This is a genomic window from Maritalea sp. YIW29 (assembly GCF_057219265.1).
The window spans coordinates 463,705-479,266 of sequence record NZ_JBXVVF010000001.1 but is presented as its reverse complement, the minus strand read 5'-3'; the positions used below and the strand labels follow the sequence as shown (position 1 = coordinate 479,266).

Below are 15,562 nucleotides of genomic sequence, written 5' to 3'. Positions count from 1 at the left end.
AGTTTATTATTTCGCCCGACGCAAAAACGGACGTGTTCCAACAGGCACCTCAGGGGACGCCCCAACCGGTTGCATGAAGATCGATACCTCACCAAGGTCGTTTTCTTCAAGTGCTTTTCTGGTCGCTGCATTTCCAACAGTCAAGGCGTCAAAGCCACATCTTTGGAAATAGGCAACCTGATCAGTCAATATGTCACCCCGTGCGCGCAGCTCACCAGCATAGTCATAACGTTCCCGCAAAAGCCGCGCATAGGAATATCCGCGACCGTCGGTGAACGCTGGAAACTCGACAGCAATCGATGCGAAGCGCTTTGCATCTTCGCCAAGCGCATCAACATCATCACCCGGCTGCAGCAGAATGCCAACGGCCCCTTGCTGAGCATCAACCGCGTTTCTGTTCTCAAGATATATGTTCAGCGGAATATGAACATGATTGAGATCATGCAGCGCTTCATCTTCTTCAAGGTCGCGCCAATTATCGGCGACAAATGCACCGTCTTTGAACAAATTCATCTCTTTATGTTCCAACTCTGCGCCCGGATTTGCAATTTTGCCGTTCACATCAAAGTGTATACCGCATTCGGTTTTTTCTTTACCGCGCCAACGGCCAGATCGTGGATCTTCACCCTCTTTAACAATCGAGGTACATGGCGCACAGCCAATCGACAAATAGCCTTTAAGAAACAAGGGGTGCGCTGGCAAACCGTGTTGCTCACGATAGGCTTTCACATCATCATTATCCCAATAGGCCAACGGATTGACTTTAATCCGATCATCAGTAGTCAACTCAAAATGCGGCAACACGCCCCGGTCGTTGGTCTGGAAACGCTTGCGACCGGTGACCCAGCCACCGTAATTTTTAAGCGCTGCATCAAGCGGCTCAGTCTTGCGAATATGGCAGCAGCTATCAGGGTCCGTCTGCCAAAGCGTGCCTTCTGTATCAAACCGCTCAACGTCTTTTGTGTCTGGCTCAAGAAAACGCACATTGGTCAGACCAAGGTGCTTTTTCATGATCTCGATATATTCAAGCGTTTCAGCAAAATGCTTGCCTGTTTCCAAAAACAACACCTCTTGATGCGGATTGATCTGTGCAACCATGTGGAGCAACACGGAACTATCCGCACCAAAAGATGATACCATGGCGATTGAGTTCGGGGACACTTCCCCGCTCAAAGCATGGCGCAGAACGGACAAACCGTCCTTCTCGTCGAACATGCCGTTCAGCGCGACCAATTCCAAATCAGTTGGACGTGGCTTCACTAGTTGCGCATGGGCCAAATTAGAACTAACCATAAAGCGCCTCCTTAAATGGAGCGTCACCCAAACGGCGATAGGCTTGGATAAAGCTTTCGTCAGCGTTCTGGCGCTCGCTCATATAACGATCCAGCAACTTTTCCAGCGCGCCGGGCACTTCTTCAGCCACAACACCACGGCCAAGGATAGACCCAACAGATGCGTTTTCCGTAGCATCACCACCAACGGTGATTTGATAGAGTTCCGTGCCTTTTTTCTCTACACCAAGAATGCCGATATGGCCCACATGGTGGTGTCCACACGCATTGATACAACCAGAAATTTTCAGCTTCAATTCGCCAAACTCTTCTTCCCGATCAGCAAACTTTTCGGAAATCGCTTGCGCAATCGGAATGGAACGCGCATTTGCAAGAGCGCAATAATCAAGGCCCGGGCATGCGATAATGTCAGAGATCAGCCCCGCATTACCTTCCTGAAGTCCTTGCTCAACCAACACGTCATAAATGGCACGCACATCTCTGATCGCCACATGTGGCAGAACCAAATTCTGTTCGTGGCTAACACGCAATTCGTCAAAACTATATTGCTCAGCGAGGTCCGCAATGGCTTCCATCTGAACATCAGTCGCATCGCCCGGAGTGCCGCCAATTGGCTTGAGCGAGACGGTAACGCTAACATAACCTTCTTCGCGGTGCGGATGCAGATTGCGTTTGAGGAACCGTCCATAGGCGCTGTCGGTGATTTCAAACTGCGCCACATCAATGGCGGTATCTGTTTGAGGTTCAAACGCAGGAGCAGCGAAATATTCAGTGATCCGCGTCAATTCCCCCTGAGGCAGTTTCAATACGCCCTCTTTGATTTCAGCAAACTCAGCTTCAACCTGCTCTCGAATGCTCTCAATGCCTGTTTCATGCACAAGGATCTTGATCCGGGCTTTGTATTTATTGTCCCGACGACCATTCATGTTGTAAACGCGCAAAATCGCTTCCAAATAGGGCAGCAAATATTCGTCAGCAACGAAATCGGAAATCTCTTTGCCCACCATTGGTGTACGGCCCAAACCACCACCAACAAATACGCGCCAGCCGATCTTGCCAGCATCATTTGTGGTCGCCATCAAACCAATATCGTGGAACTTCACCGCTGCACGATCTTGGGGCGAACCGGTGATCGCAATTTTAAACTTGCGTGGCAAATACGAAAATTCAGGATGCAAAGAAGACCATTGGCGAATGATCTCTGCCACCGGGCGAGGGTCAATGATCTCATCAGCAGCAGCGCCAGCAAATTGATCTGTTGTCACGTTACGAATGCAATTGCCTGATGTTTGGATCGCATGCATTTCAACGCTCGCCAAATCAGCCAAAATGGCTGGCACATCTTTGAGTTTAGGCCAGTTGAACTGAATATTTTGCCGGGTGGTGAAGTGTCCATATTCACGGTCATATTTGCGAGCAATATGTGCCTGCATCCGCAATTGGGCAGAATTCATGGTGCCATAAGGCACCGCAACCCGCAGCATATAGGCATGCAATTGCAAATAAAGACCATTCATCAAGCGCAATGGACGAAATTGTTCTTCCGTCAATTCGCCAGTCAGGCGGCGTTGAACTTGGTGAGAAAACTGTTCTGTACGTTGGCGAACAAAAGCCGCATCAAACTCATCATAGCGATACATGATCGGCTCCTTGTAGGTTCTGACGTCCATAGCCGCCAACTGTTGGACCGTCGGCCCGAATGCGTTCTCTTAAACGATTGGCCCAGACATTGCCGGTTTCGCTGACTTCAACATCTATAGCTTCTAAGCTTACCAATCTTGTGTTCAGCGCGGCTTGTGCCAAAGACGCTTCGACAGCAGCCCTATCGTCAGCACCAAATAGCTTGGCTTTTTGCAGATCGACGTCAAAGTCGCCATTTTCATAAAGGTACACAACGGCACCCGAGATCAGTTCATTTGCGGTAATTGCATTCATCTTAATTTCCTTTACGCCACCTGAATTTGAGGCTGCGTATCCCCATTCGAATTTTGCTCTAAGGCCGGTTCTTCAACTTGATCCAGCCACTTGCCGCTCGCGACTGCTTCACCGACAAAAACGATTGCCGGGCCGGCTGCGAGTTGCGGCACTTCATTTGATATTTCTGCCAAATTGGACAAACATCGAGCGCTATCCGCACGTCCTGCATTGACCACGATACCAACAGGCGTCTCGCTCGAAAGACCTTCGGCGATCAACCCGTTTGCCACATCTTGCATGATCGACTTACCCATATATATGCCGAGGGTCAGCCCAGATTTGGCCAATGTCGCCCAATGGGTGACGGCTGTGTCGTTTGCGCCATGCGCGGTCGCATAAACAACGCCTGAAGCGACATTGCGCAAGGTAACTGGCAATTGCGCATCTGAGGCAGCAGCGGAAGCTGCAGTAACACCGGGAACAATTGCGTATTCCACATTTGCTTCATCCATGGCCGCGATTTCTTCGGCGGCTCGACCAAATATCATCGGGTCACCAGACTTAAGGCGCACAACCTGCTTACCTTCAAGCGCTAGGTCGACAATCAACTTATTGATGCGTTTTTGCGTGAATGAATGACGGCCTTTGGCTTTTCCAACACTGATCCGTTCCGCATCCCGACGGCCCATCTGCACCACGGCTTCTGGCACCAATTGGTCATGCACAATCACATCTGCACTTTGCAAAACACGTTGCGCCCGTAAGGTCAGCAAATCCTCAGCGCCCGGCCCGGCGCCGACCAGATGCACGAAACCCTGCCGCCGAGCATTAGAACGCCGATCGGTGTTTGCGTGACCAACCAGCAACTGGTTGGCCCATTGATTTGCTTTATCCTCTTGGCTATTCGCCAAAGCGTCTTCGATGTGAGGTGATGCTAGTAGTTCTTGATAGAATTTTCGGCGACGGTCACCAGAAGTGATCAAACGCTCCACCAGATTACGCATGCCACCCGCAAGGCCGGCCAATGCGCCAAGATGCAACGGCAACAAGGCCTCAATCTTTGCGCGAACCAAACGGGCCAAAACCGGCGCTTCGCCTTCAGATGAAATGGCAATGGAAATCGGCGCGCGGTCGACGATGGCGGGGGTAAAGAAATCGCAATGTTCAGGCTGATCAACAACATTGAGCGGCAAACCCGCTTCTTTCGTCAAGCGTTTTGCTATCTCAGCATCTGGGCCTTCATCGCCAACGAACACCAGAGCCGCATTGTCCAAGTGATACGCAGCAAACACCTCTTCGCGCACGTCCAGATGAACGTCATTTTGATCTAGGGAGGAAAAGTCAGCTTCAATTTTGCGCGCAATCACAACAACATGCGCATCGGTTTTGATGGCAAGCCGGGCCTTGGCCAACGCTTCAGCGCCGCCACCCACAATGATGATTTTCTTGCCCCGAACCTTGTAGGAAACAGGGAATATGCCCAGACGTGTCATTTCGCGACCTCGAGTAATCGAAGATGCTAAAATAAGCGACTCTACGCACAATGCCAAGTCATTGAAATTGTTAGATTTTTAGATTTTCTACCAAATGTGCGCAACGCAAAATGCTGACAAGGCGAATATCAACCAGATGAGAAATTTCATCTCAATATTGCCAAGATTTGTAGAAAAATTCTTCCCTAAAGCGATTTTGGGAAAATCTATGCCTGATTTTCTGGAACGTGAACCACAAGGCCATCAAGCTCATCCGAGACTTTGATTTGACAAGATAAGCGACTGGTTTCATTCACATCAAAAGCAAAATCCAGCATATCTTCTTCCATTACAGAAGGGCCGCCCGCTTTTGCTGTCCAGTCTTTATCAACATAGACATGGCATGTCGCACAGGTACAAGCCCCGCCGCATTCAGCCACGATACCCGGAACATCGTTGCGAATCGCATTCTCCATGACCGTTGATCCGGTTTCTGCTTCAACGTCATGACGCGTGCCATTTGCTTCGACATAGGTAATTTTGGCCATGGTGGATGTTCCTTTATTTGCGCTTGGCGGGTTCTATATCGCCGATGGCCCATTTGATCAAGCAAACAGCAGCCAAACTTATAGAGCTGCACTTTTATCGTCTAAGTGATGGTTGAAACCTATTGCGCGAGAAGCTGGTCAATATAGTCCATGGTTGAACGAATTGCCTGCAACAGGCCTTCAATTTGACCGTCCGGCAATTCCTCGCCACGTATCAAGAAATCTTCCGCAGTTGCGGCCAATTGACCGACCTCAAATGCACCAACCCCACCCGATGCACCTTTTATCGTGTGCAATCGCATGCGCAAATCTCCGTCATTATCTGGCTCAGACAGGGAATTGTAATGAAGCTCGAGCTGTGTTTTGAAAAGGCGTAGGATCTCGGTTTCAAGAGACTTACTGCCCATGGTCTGGCGTGCCAAATATACCAAATCAATCAATCGTTCATGGCCAACCTCAACACCATAGTCTTGTGCGTGAGATGCCAACGCTGTCGCGCTTGCCATAATTTATCCTACTCTTACTCAACTCAAACTATTCACAACTTTATCATGAAGGGATGAATGCTCGATTAAGCGCCAAATTTCGGGCACAATTGAATGCAATCTAGGTCAGCAATGGTGACGCGTTAATCATTTTTTAATAAAAATGTAAATTCGACGTCGAAAAGGTGTATAAAAGCGTGATACCAACGTTCGGCGGCGTTGTAGATTTGGCCAAAAATGCATTATTTTTTAATGTGTTATGAATTTCCGGGGGACGCTCCGGGCGCATCGAAATTTTTGCGATGTTGCTTGCCAGAGCTTACCTACGCCGCAATGTTGGGACGTGTGCGGACGCAAAGGTAGTACTGAGTATGGCTAAAAACAAAGGTTCATCATCAAAGGACCCAGCATCACTTGCATTTTCAGCTGTGGAAAACGCGCTGGAACAATCCATTGATGCAGATACCGGCCCAAAGGCATCTAAAGCAAAAGAACAAACACCCGATATTCAATCGTCCGCCAAAAAAGCGAAGTCCGCGCCAGCAAGCCGTACTAGATCTGCAGAGCGCATAGCTGCCCGCGCCGCCGGCATAGCGAATGACGACCGATCAAGCGCTGCTGGCATTCTGTATTCACTTCAGTCAAAGCCAACATCTGCCCCCTATTGGATCGCGACTCTGGTGGCAATCGTTTGGGCCGCGGTAATTGGCATACTCGGCTATTTCCGGTTCGGCACAGGTTTGAGCGATCAAAGCCTAATTGCTGAAACGGTTCGCACACCAGAATTTGCCGGATATGCCGCATTGCTGGTCATTCCGATTTTGGCATTTTACGCACTTGCTGTAATGACACGTCGCGCGTCTGACCTCCGGCTGGCTGCATCCTCGATGACCCAGGCGGCGATGCGCTTAACCGAACCAGAAGCAACTGCTTCGCAGCAAATAAAGACTGTTGGCCAAGCGGTGCGACGTGAAGTCAACGCAATCGGTGACGGCCTAGAGCGGGCACTTTCTCGCGCTAGTGAACTTGAAGTTATGGTCCACAACGAAGTGAACTCGCTTGAGCGCACCTATGCGGACAACGAGTTGCGCATGCGCGCGTTGATCGAAGAACTCGCATCACAACGCAATGCAGTGGTGACGAACTCGGAACGCGTTCGTGACGCCATCTCTGACGTCCATTCCGGCTTTGCAACACAACTCGATACTGTCGGCACTTCGTTCATTGACCAAATGAAAACTGTGGGCGGCAACATCACATCTACGATTGACACACAGTCAAAGGATGTAACCGAAGCCGTTCAATTAGCGGGTCTAACAATCGACAGTGCAATTTCCGAACGCGCAAAAAGCTTCGATGACACGATCCAAAATCGCCAAGCTGATTTGGTTTCGTCGCTTGATGAGACCACAGACAAGTTGAACATAATTGTTGACGAACGCACGGCAAGCCTCGCTGCGTCGATTGCAGAACAATCGAATACGTTCGACAATATGTTGAGCGAACGTACGTCCATTTTGGAAAACTCATTCGACGAGCGCAATCAATCTTTAGACCAGATGATTTCTGGCCGTACGGCACAACTGGATCAAGTTTTGATCAATCGCACCGATGGATTCGGCACACTGGTAACTGATCGAGTGGAAGAGGTTTCACAACTCCTTGGCCAAAACACGAACGCCTTCACATCAATGTTTGATGAGAAGTCGAACTTGTTGACGACGGCGCTAGACAGTGGGACCCAAGAATTCAATGCAAATGTAGCAAATCGCATTTCAGCACTCACTGATACATTTGAAGGTGGCACCGCGGCAATTTCTGCGTCTGTTGATGAGCAAAGTGCGAAATTGAGCAGTGTGCTGCAGGCTTCTGGTGAAGCGGTGTTAGTGGATATGAGCCTGCGCGGTGAAGAAATCACAAACCAGATGGAAAATGTAGGCAACCAGCTCGCACATGGCATTCTGCAAAGTGCTGCTGGCGCACAAGCTAACCTTTCAGATTTCGGAACACGAATTGACGAAACTCTGGCCATTCAATCCAACAATTTGGATAGCAGCGTACAGTCAGCCCTATTGCAAATTGGCGGCGTGTTGGAAGAACGCGCAGATGAAGCACGCCTGTTGTTACAAACAGCAAGTGATGCCACATCAGCCGAACTGACGGCACGCGCCGAGGATGCACGGACCTCATTGCAGAATGCAGGCGATGCAACCGCGGCTCAGCTTACTGCCCGCGTTGATGAAGTAGCGGTGATTTTGGACAGCCGTCTCAAATCCATGGATGAAATCGTCAACGAAAAAGGCGGCAAATTGATCGAGACGATTGATCAAAACAGCGTCAACATGACTGAAACTGCCAAGTCGATGGAAAGCACGTTAGCGGCGCAAACGACAACAATTAATGATCGATTGCAATCAAGTGCGGCACAATTGAGCGCTGAAATGCATCAGCGGACTGAGGAACTAACGGCGGCATTTGATCAGTCGGGCAGCAAATTCCGCGATAATATTGACGCAAGCCTTCGCGACGTGAATGAGACAATGGAAACGCGCACGCAGCAAGTTTCTTCCATGATTGAAGCAAAAGTGTCTGAAGTTAATGAGCACTTGGGCATTGAAATTGATGGCGCAATTGCACGCCTTTCAGATGCAGAGCACGGTGTGGCTGGCAAAGTGACGAGTGCGATTTCCAACATCGAACAAAGCACAGATCGACTTGCCGGGCGTGTTGAAAAAGCGGTTGTTGATTCTACGCAAACATTTGACGCTGCAACCAACAAACTTGATGAAACGGTTGTTGGGCGCGTCGCACAGTCAGCAGAGACCTTGGGCCGCGTAACTCAACACCTTACTTCGTCAATTGAAAACAGTGTCGCGAACAGCGAGCAAAGCCTTGCCACAACTGTTGATGGCTTGACGTCTTCAATTGCCTCAAGTGTTTCAGCCAGCGAACAAAACTTCACTGACGCCATTAACGGCCTAACCGCCACAACTGAAGAACGTTTTGCTGAAGGCGAAAAACGCTTGAGCGAAACGGTTGAAAGCCTAACATCAAACGTAGAAACACGGGTTTCTGATGGTGAACAGCGCTTGGCTGCAACGCTGAATAGCCTGAATAAATCAATTGAAGGCCGCATCGATGACAGCGAGCAACGTCTTGCCGCTTCTTCAACGTTGGCAGCTCAAAACATTGAAACAAGTGCTAACCAGAGTGAGGCAAAAATTGCTTCGACCGCTGAAAAACTAAGCCGTACGATTGACGAAAAACTTGGCACATTGCCAGAGGCGATTGCGGCGCGTGCAGATGCGACTGCTGAGCGATTGAATGAAATCAACGCATCTGTATCATCCGCTCTTGGCGCAACAATGGCCAATATTGATGACGGCGCAAACCGAATTACAGCCAGCCTGCAAGAAAAACTTGTTGGCATGACCGCAGATATCTCGTCCGACGTTGAAACCACTGCAACTCGCATGGACAGCTTGGTGCGTGGTGCAATGCAGCAATTAAGCGAAGTCAGCAACAAGATCGAAGATTTGGTTGAAGTTCGCGGCGTCGCCACTGCCCAAGAATTGAGCGACAAATCTTCAGCAATGAACCGCATTGTTGCGCTACAGTCTGAAACATTGTCCAAACTCATCGACCAAAAAGCCAATGAGTTGGATGATCGTCTTTCCAACCACCAGAATGTGTTGACAGCAGCCCTAGAAAACTCGGCCAGTGGTGCAGAGCAAATCATGGCGTCTTCCACTTCACGTATTGAAGAGGATGTGACCCAAGCCCTCACCAAGCTCAACGATTCAAATATGTTGTTGCAACAAGTTCTTGAAACATCTGGTGACAACCTTTCAACGCTTGAAACGAGCATTGGGCAACACACTGCGCGTTACTCAGATGCGGTGCGCCAAGCAGTGCATGGAACAGACGATGCGGGCCGCTTGATGAGCGAGCATGTATCTGCACTTCAAGCAACAATTAGCGGCTTGTTGGCCGAAGTTGGCGAAGTTAAGCACACACTTGAAGGCCAGGCCCACGGATTTACCGATGCGGCGCGCGACCTTACAAATGCGAGCATGGTTTCCATTGATACGATCGAAGGCGGACGAACAGCGCTTGATGCCTTGGCCCACGGCTTCACAAATCGTGCGGAAGAAATCGACAACCGCCTTCGCGTATTTGCCCATTCACTTTCAGAAACAGTGGCAGAAGCGGAACAGCGCATTTCAGCAACGCAAGAAGCGTTGGATGAAACCGTACGTGGCGCGTCAAACTCTGTTTCAAACAACTTGCGCACATTGACGGAAACCGCTGGCATCGAAAGCCAACGCGCACAAAGCGCGGTTCAACAAACGCAAAAAGCGCTGGTCGACGAAATGCAAGAAGCAATTCGCCACGCCACCGCCCAGTTCAACGAAACAGCACAAGCCATGCGCTCAACAGCTGGTCAAATGAACGAAGAGCTGCAAGCAACACGCGGCGAACTTCAGCGCGGCATGTTGGAATTGCCTGAGGAAACTAAAGCAAGCGCGGCAGCCATGCGCCGTGTTGTTGCCGAGCAAATTGAAGCACTGAGCGAGTTGAACAATATCGTCAACGCGCAATCTAGTTCACATAGCTATACAGCAGCCCCTGCGCGTCGCGATCCTTTGCCAGAGCCTGCACCACGCAGAGAGCCGCAACGTCCGGCTGCGCCTGCAAGGCAACCAGTTGAGCGTCGCACTTTTGAGCAAACTCAGCCGCCGCGTGGCCCTGAATTGCGCGCCCCGTCACGGGACGACGATATTTCTTCAGAACAAATTGCTGCTCTGCTTGAACGTCAAATAGAAGCAGAGCAACAAAAACAACAAGCACGCCCTGCCCCTACTCGTAGCCCGGCGCCAGCCACTGAACCTTTGCGCTCACCAATTGAGCAGCAAGCACCTGCGCAGGAAAGCAACGGTGCTAGCGAAGATGGTGACAATTGGGTGCGTTCGCTTTTGCGAAATGCATCAGCCAACCAACAACAGGCGAGCGCTCAACCACGCGAAAGCAACTTGAACAGCTTGACCAGCGAAATGATTGCAGCGGTTGATCAAAATGCTTTGAACGACGCTTGGATGCGTTATCAAAACGGACAGACAGATGTCTTCTCTCGTCGCCTTTATACATTGGCGGGCCAAGGTACATTTGACGACATTCGCAAGAAACTGAAGCGCGACAATGAGTTTGCAAACACTGCCCGCGAATTCATGTCAGAGTTTGAGCAATTGCTTCGTGAAGCCGCGAACGGACAAAACCCTGTTGCAGACACACAAGCGCAACTGACATCTGATCGGGGTAAAGTCTACACCATGCTGGCCCACGCCAATGGGCGCTTGGGATAAGACTTTTCATTCTTGTTAGAATTTTTGATGGCTCGCGTTGTGAAACGCGGGCCATTTCTATATCTGGACCAAAATACGTCTGTTAAACCTCAGACCGTGGATTGATCAATATTAGTGAAGCCAACACGCAAAGGCCGCCGACTAATGCTACTGCCGCTGATATGGTAAAGGCCAAGGCGCCGAATTGAGAGAATATGAAGCCAGAGCCGAACACCAATGTTGCCAATAGGGCCTGGGACAGAACCTGCACGGTACTCTGCGCTTCGGCGGCAAAACTCTCAGCTGTCCAGTTCGCCACAAAGTTCAATGTGCCTAAATAGGTTATGCCAAACGATACGGCGTGCAGCATTTGCAGCAAGAAATAGCCATATGTTGGGATTTCCATGCTCATCCCGACCCACCGCACACATGTGATACCTGCAGCAAACAACAATAGATGGCGAGCTGAGAAACGATTTGCAATGCGTGCGAATGCGAGGAAAACCAAAACTTCAGCGGCCGAACCAATAGCCCAAAGCGGACCGATCACTTCTTTGCCAATACCCTGCTGGTCCCAAAGGAGCGACCCAAATGTGTATAGGGGCCCATGCGAAGCAACGATTAGGGCAGAACCCAAAATAGCAAGGATAAACCAGGGACGAAACATGTCCTTGAACACCTGCGCCTGCAATTTATGAGGCGGCGGCGCGTCTTTCTTTTCTGCTTTCAGTTTGGCGTCTTCCGGTGCTGTCGCCCGGAACGCCGGCAGTTGAAACGCCATTCCACCCCTTATCAGGCAAAAGATGACGTAAAGCGGCAAGAACAACGCAATCCCAGCCCAGCCCAACAGCCAGCCAGCCGCAAGATTGACCGCTACATATCCTACGGTGCCCCATACACGAATTTTGGCAAAATCAGCATCACGACGCCGCGCCATTCGAACGGTCGCCGCATCCAAAATCGGTGACATGGTCATGACCGGCAGAATGCAAATCGTCCAAACAACGATAATTAACCACACATCATCCAAGAAAAACAAAAGCAGAGGAGCCAATGCAGCGATTACACTGCAAGCAAGAATGACCTGACGCCAGTCAGAGGCTTTGTCAGCGAGACGGCCCACAAATATGTTGATTAGAACCATCGTCCAAATGGGGACAGCATTCAAAATGCCTATATCAGCGTCGCTAAATCCTTTTTGCCGCAGCCAAAGCGGCAAAAACGGTACAGCAATGCCCATCGCCAAATACATGGTGCCGTAATAGTAGGATGCTCGGGCGACCGAAGATGAAAACCGCGAAGATTGATCAATTGACATGAAAATACCTTAAAAGGCGCAGGACTGATTTTCATCGTTGCCCTGATTTTCTTCATTCCGCAAGCTAATTTAAGGGGCAGTTTCACTTTAAGCAGCGCGTTTGGACTTTCGTTGAGCCGGCGCTAGACGATCAAGAAACATCTGCGCGCACTCCGCCCAAGTGAATTGCATGGCATGCCTGCGTGCGTCCTGCCGGTGCAGTTTGAGAGCCCCATTTACCGCTTGTGAAAGGTCTTTATGCATCACCCCGGCCCGGCGATCGGTCAGCACGTCGATGGGTCCAATAGTCGGATATGCAGCCACCGGCGCGCCACACGCCATAGCTTCCAGCATAACATTGCCAAATGTATCGGTTTTGGATGGAAAGACCATCACATCGGCACTTTGATAATGGGCGGTCAGTTCAGCACCTGATTTTTGACCTGTAAAAACAACATCAGGATAACGGGATCGCAACTCAACCAATTGTGGCCCGTCGCCAACAACGATTTTGGTGCCAGGCACATCCAGTTGCAGGAATGCTTCAACATTCTTTTCAACTGCTACGCGCCCAACATACAATAAATGAGGCCCTTGCAAGTTTTCAAACAGTGACTTGGGAGCTGGCTTAAAACGTTCAACATCAACGCCCCTTGTCCATGGGACAACATTTGCGAAACCTCTAGACCGCAGATCAGCAACGACACCCTTGGTTGGTGCCATCGTGTGGACCGCTGGCGCGTGGAACCAACGCAAATAGCTATAACTCCACTCGCAAGGCACCGGCAATCGGGCGGCAAGATATTCGGCAAATCGAGTGTGAAAACTGGTGGTGAAGGACAATTGCCGTTTAACCGCAATATGGCGGGCTAAAAGGCCAAGCGGCCCTTCGGTTGCGATATGTAAATTGTCAGGATCGACTTGATCTATTATTTCCTCAACATGGCCTAAGGACGCAATTGAAAGCCGTATTTCAGGATAGGTCGGCATTGGCATTGTCCAAAACCGTTCCGGCGTGAGGTAAGTCACCAAATGACCCATCGCCGTTAGTTCATCGCCAACCTTGTCTAAACAGCGCACCACGCCATTGACTTGGGGATGCCAGGCATCCGTGACGATGAGAATGCGTTTCATGCGGCCCTATGCGCGTGTTCAGCGCGCGTCCCTGACTTTGGTGCGGCCATCTCTGTCCAGCGGATCAACTCGAACGTTCCATCATGGTGTTCAACGATTGCCGTGCAACTTTCGACCCAATCACCAGTATTGATATATCGAGTACCATAATGGTCGTGCATGTCAGCATGATGAATGTGACCACAAATTACGCCATCAACGCCAGATTGTTTGGCTTCAAGCGCCAAGGCCTCTTCATAGCGACCGATAAAACTAACGGCATTCTTCACTTTATGTTTCGCCCAGGCCGACAGTGACCAATAGCCAAAACCAAGTTTTCGCCGAATAAAGTTGATGCCAATATTGAGACGCAACGCAGCGTTGTACGCCCAATCGCCCAAATGTGCCAACCACTTAGCATGCAGCACAACGACGTCGAACTGATCACCATGAATGACCAAATACCGTTTGCCATCTGCGGCGTGATGGATCACCCGGTCGACAATTTCGATATCACCGAAATGGGTGCCAACATAATTTCGCAAGAATTCATCGTGATTGCCCGGCAGATAGACAATCCGGGCCCCTTTGCGTGCTTTACGCAGCAATTTTTGAAGCAAAATATTATAGCTTGTTGGCCACCGCCAATTTTTCTGCAACCGCCAACCGTCAATAATATCGCCAACCAAATAGATGGTTTCAGCGTCGTAGCACTTCAAAAAATCCAACAACTGGTCGACACGAATAGTCTTCATGCCCAAATGCAGGTCGGAAATAAACAACGCTTTTACATGTTTGGGCTGATGTTCTTCAGTCATACCTACGCTCGCTCAAAGTTACTGCGCTCAAGTCTTCTATCCGATTCCAAAACCAGTTTTGTGACACTCTATATGATGCAAGCATACAAATAAAACACCAAACCCAATGCCGCGCAAATATCTGGCTAGTTTAGTTTAGCCTTCATCGCCACAACCCGCTGGTAACTTTGCGCAATTCGCGCTGCAAACGCTGGGTCACGCGCTGCCTCATTCTCTAAAACCGCCAAAATCTGGGACGGTAAATCCAATGATGGTTTTATTGTATTGGAAAACAACAAAATATCATTTCCCGCCTTTACCGCGCGTATGATGGCGTCTTCAAATCCATAGTGTTTAGTAATCGCGCCCATTTCCATATCGTCAGAAATGACAACGCCGTTAAAACCCATTCCTTCACGAAGGACGGTCGTCAATGCCACAGGAGATAGGCTCGCGGGCACTTGTCCCTCGCCTGAACGGACAAATCCTTTGTGGTACAGGTGGCCCGCCATGATCATATCCGCCTTGTTTTTCGCAATCAGCGCTTCAAACGGCTCATATTCGGCTTTCATCCAGCTACTGGTAATATCGACGAAGCCAAGGTGAGAATCCCCCGCACTCGACCCGTGCCCTGGGAAATGTTTCAAAGAGGTCAAAAGCCCCGCTTTGTGATGGCCGTCAATGAACGCTTCCGCGAATTTCGCGACAATGTCGGTGCGCGATGAAAATGAGCGGCCATATTTTGCGATAATCGGATTGCTTTTGTTCACGATCACATCGACCACAGGACCAAAATTGACATTGAACCCGAGCTTCCCCATCCGACGCGCCAAATCAGTATAGAGATCGAGCGCCCCGTCTTTATTCATGCCTAGCGCCACATCGCGTGCTTTTGGAATTTCGGTGAACCCGACAGACTTTGTCAGCCGCTCGACGACTCCACCTTCCTGATCAATCGCAATCAGCGGTTTAAACTTTGCGCCCGCATTGGCAATCGCCCTGTTCATTTTGGAAACTTCGGCGAGGCTGTTCACATTGAATTTGAGATACATTACGCCGCCAATTTCACCAGACTTCACCAGCGAAACTAGGCGTTTGTGGTTCTTCGAACTCGCTTTGTCGTGCGGAAACCCAATCATGATCATTTGACCAGCCATTTCACGCATGGTCTGTGCCATGGCAGTTGACGCATTCAAAACCATGCAAAAGAACAAACTCGCTATCAAAGCAACGCGCATAAAATCTCCAAAAGAATGTTGTGTTTTAGTTTTGGCAAACAAAAAGGGCGGAGTGAGGGCA

At 49.9% G+C, this 15,562-nt stretch carries 11 protein-coding genes; 1 reads left to right on the top strand and 10 read right to left on the bottom strand.

The window, feature by feature from the left end:
- Positions 1 to 6: 6 nt before the first annotated feature.
- The 6 genes from AC2D8L_RS02350 to AC2D8L_RS02325 all read right to left on the bottom strand — a co-directional run bounded on the left by AC2D8L_RS02350 (position 7) and on the right by AC2D8L_RS02325 (position 5,735).
- Complete coding sequence (locus tag AC2D8L_RS02350) at positions 7 to 1,293, bottom strand: phosphoadenylyl-sulfate reductase (RefSeq protein WP_484683847.1); 1,287 nt, start codon at positions 1,291 to 1,293, stop codon at positions 7 to 9.
- On the bottom strand, positions 1,286 to 2,932 hold the full coding sequence (locus AC2D8L_RS02345; protein WP_484683846.1) for a nitrite/sulfite reductase: 1,647 nt from the start codon (positions 2,930 to 2,932) through the stop codon (positions 1,286 to 1,288). The genes AC2D8L_RS02350 and AC2D8L_RS02345 overlap by 8 nt, the downstream gene beginning before the upstream one ends.
- Positions 2,919 to 3,227: a DUF2849 domain-containing protein gene (locus AC2D8L_RS02340; protein WP_484683845.1), complete on the bottom strand. Its 309-nt coding sequence runs from the start codon at positions 3,225 to 3,227 to the stop codon at positions 2,919 to 2,921. The genes AC2D8L_RS02345 and AC2D8L_RS02340 overlap by 14 nt, the downstream gene beginning before the upstream one ends.
- Positions 3,228 to 3,238: 11 nt before the next feature.
- On the bottom strand, positions 3,239 to 4,702 hold the full coding sequence (gene cysG / locus AC2D8L_RS02335) for a siroheme synthase CysG (RefSeq protein WP_484683844.1): 1,464 nt from the start codon (positions 4,700 to 4,702) through the stop codon (positions 3,239 to 3,241).
- A 206-nt stretch (positions 4,703 to 4,908) separates the two neighbouring features.
- Positions 4,909 to 5,229 (bottom strand): 2Fe-2S iron-sulfur cluster-binding protein, encoded by a 321-nt coding sequence (locus tag AC2D8L_RS02330; RefSeq protein ID WP_484683843.1) that lies wholly within the window; start codon positions 5,227 to 5,229, stop codon positions 4,909 to 4,911.
- 119 nt (positions 5,230 to 5,348) lie between these two features.
- Positions 5,349 to 5,735, bottom strand: coding sequence for an Hpt domain-containing protein (locus AC2D8L_RS02325; RefSeq protein ID WP_484683842.1), 387 nt, complete (start codon positions 5,733 to 5,735; stop codon positions 5,349 to 5,351).
- A gap of 350 nt (positions 5,736 to 6,085) precedes the next feature.
- On the opposite strand from AC2D8L_RS02325, the gene AC2D8L_RS02320 reads away from it, so the two are divergent.
- Positions 6,086 to 11,077 carry an apolipoprotein A-IV repeat region-like domain-containing protein gene (locus AC2D8L_RS02320; RefSeq protein WP_484683841.1) on the top strand — a complete coding sequence of 1,664 codons (4,992 nt, stop codon included), beginning with the start codon at positions 6,086 to 6,088 and terminating at the stop codon, positions 11,075 to 11,077.
- An 82-nt stretch (positions 11,078 to 11,159) separates the two neighbouring features.
- Here AC2D8L_RS02320 and AC2D8L_RS02315 read toward each other — a convergent pair whose 3' ends face one another.
- The 4 genes from AC2D8L_RS02315 to AC2D8L_RS02300 all read right to left on the bottom strand — a co-directional run bounded on the left by AC2D8L_RS02315 (position 11,160) and on the right by AC2D8L_RS02300 (position 15,501).
- Positions 11,160 to 12,374 carry an MFS transporter gene (locus AC2D8L_RS02315; RefSeq protein WP_484683840.1) on the bottom strand — a complete coding sequence of 405 codons (1,215 nt, stop codon included), beginning with the start codon at positions 12,372 to 12,374 and terminating at the stop codon, positions 11,160 to 11,162.
- Between the two features lie 87 nt (positions 12,375 to 12,461).
- Positions 12,462 to 13,487 carry a glycosyltransferase family 4 protein gene (locus tag AC2D8L_RS02310; protein WP_484683839.1) on the bottom strand — a complete coding sequence of 342 codons (1,026 nt, stop codon included), beginning with the start codon at positions 13,485 to 13,487 and terminating at the stop codon, positions 12,462 to 12,464.
- A complete protein-coding gene (locus AC2D8L_RS02305) occupies positions 13,484 to 14,284 on the bottom strand; it encodes a UDP-2,3-diacylglucosamine diphosphatase (protein ID WP_484683838.1) in 801 nt (266 codons plus the stop codon). The genes AC2D8L_RS02310 and AC2D8L_RS02305 overlap by 4 nt, the downstream gene beginning before the upstream one ends.
- Before the next feature lie 125 nt (positions 14,285 to 14,409).
- Positions 14,410 to 15,501 (bottom strand): glycoside hydrolase family 3 N-terminal domain-containing protein, encoded by a 1,092-nt coding sequence (locus tag AC2D8L_RS02300; RefSeq protein ID WP_484683837.1) that lies wholly within the window; start codon positions 15,499 to 15,501, stop codon positions 14,410 to 14,412.
- Positions 15,502 to 15,562 lie beyond the last annotated feature (61 nt).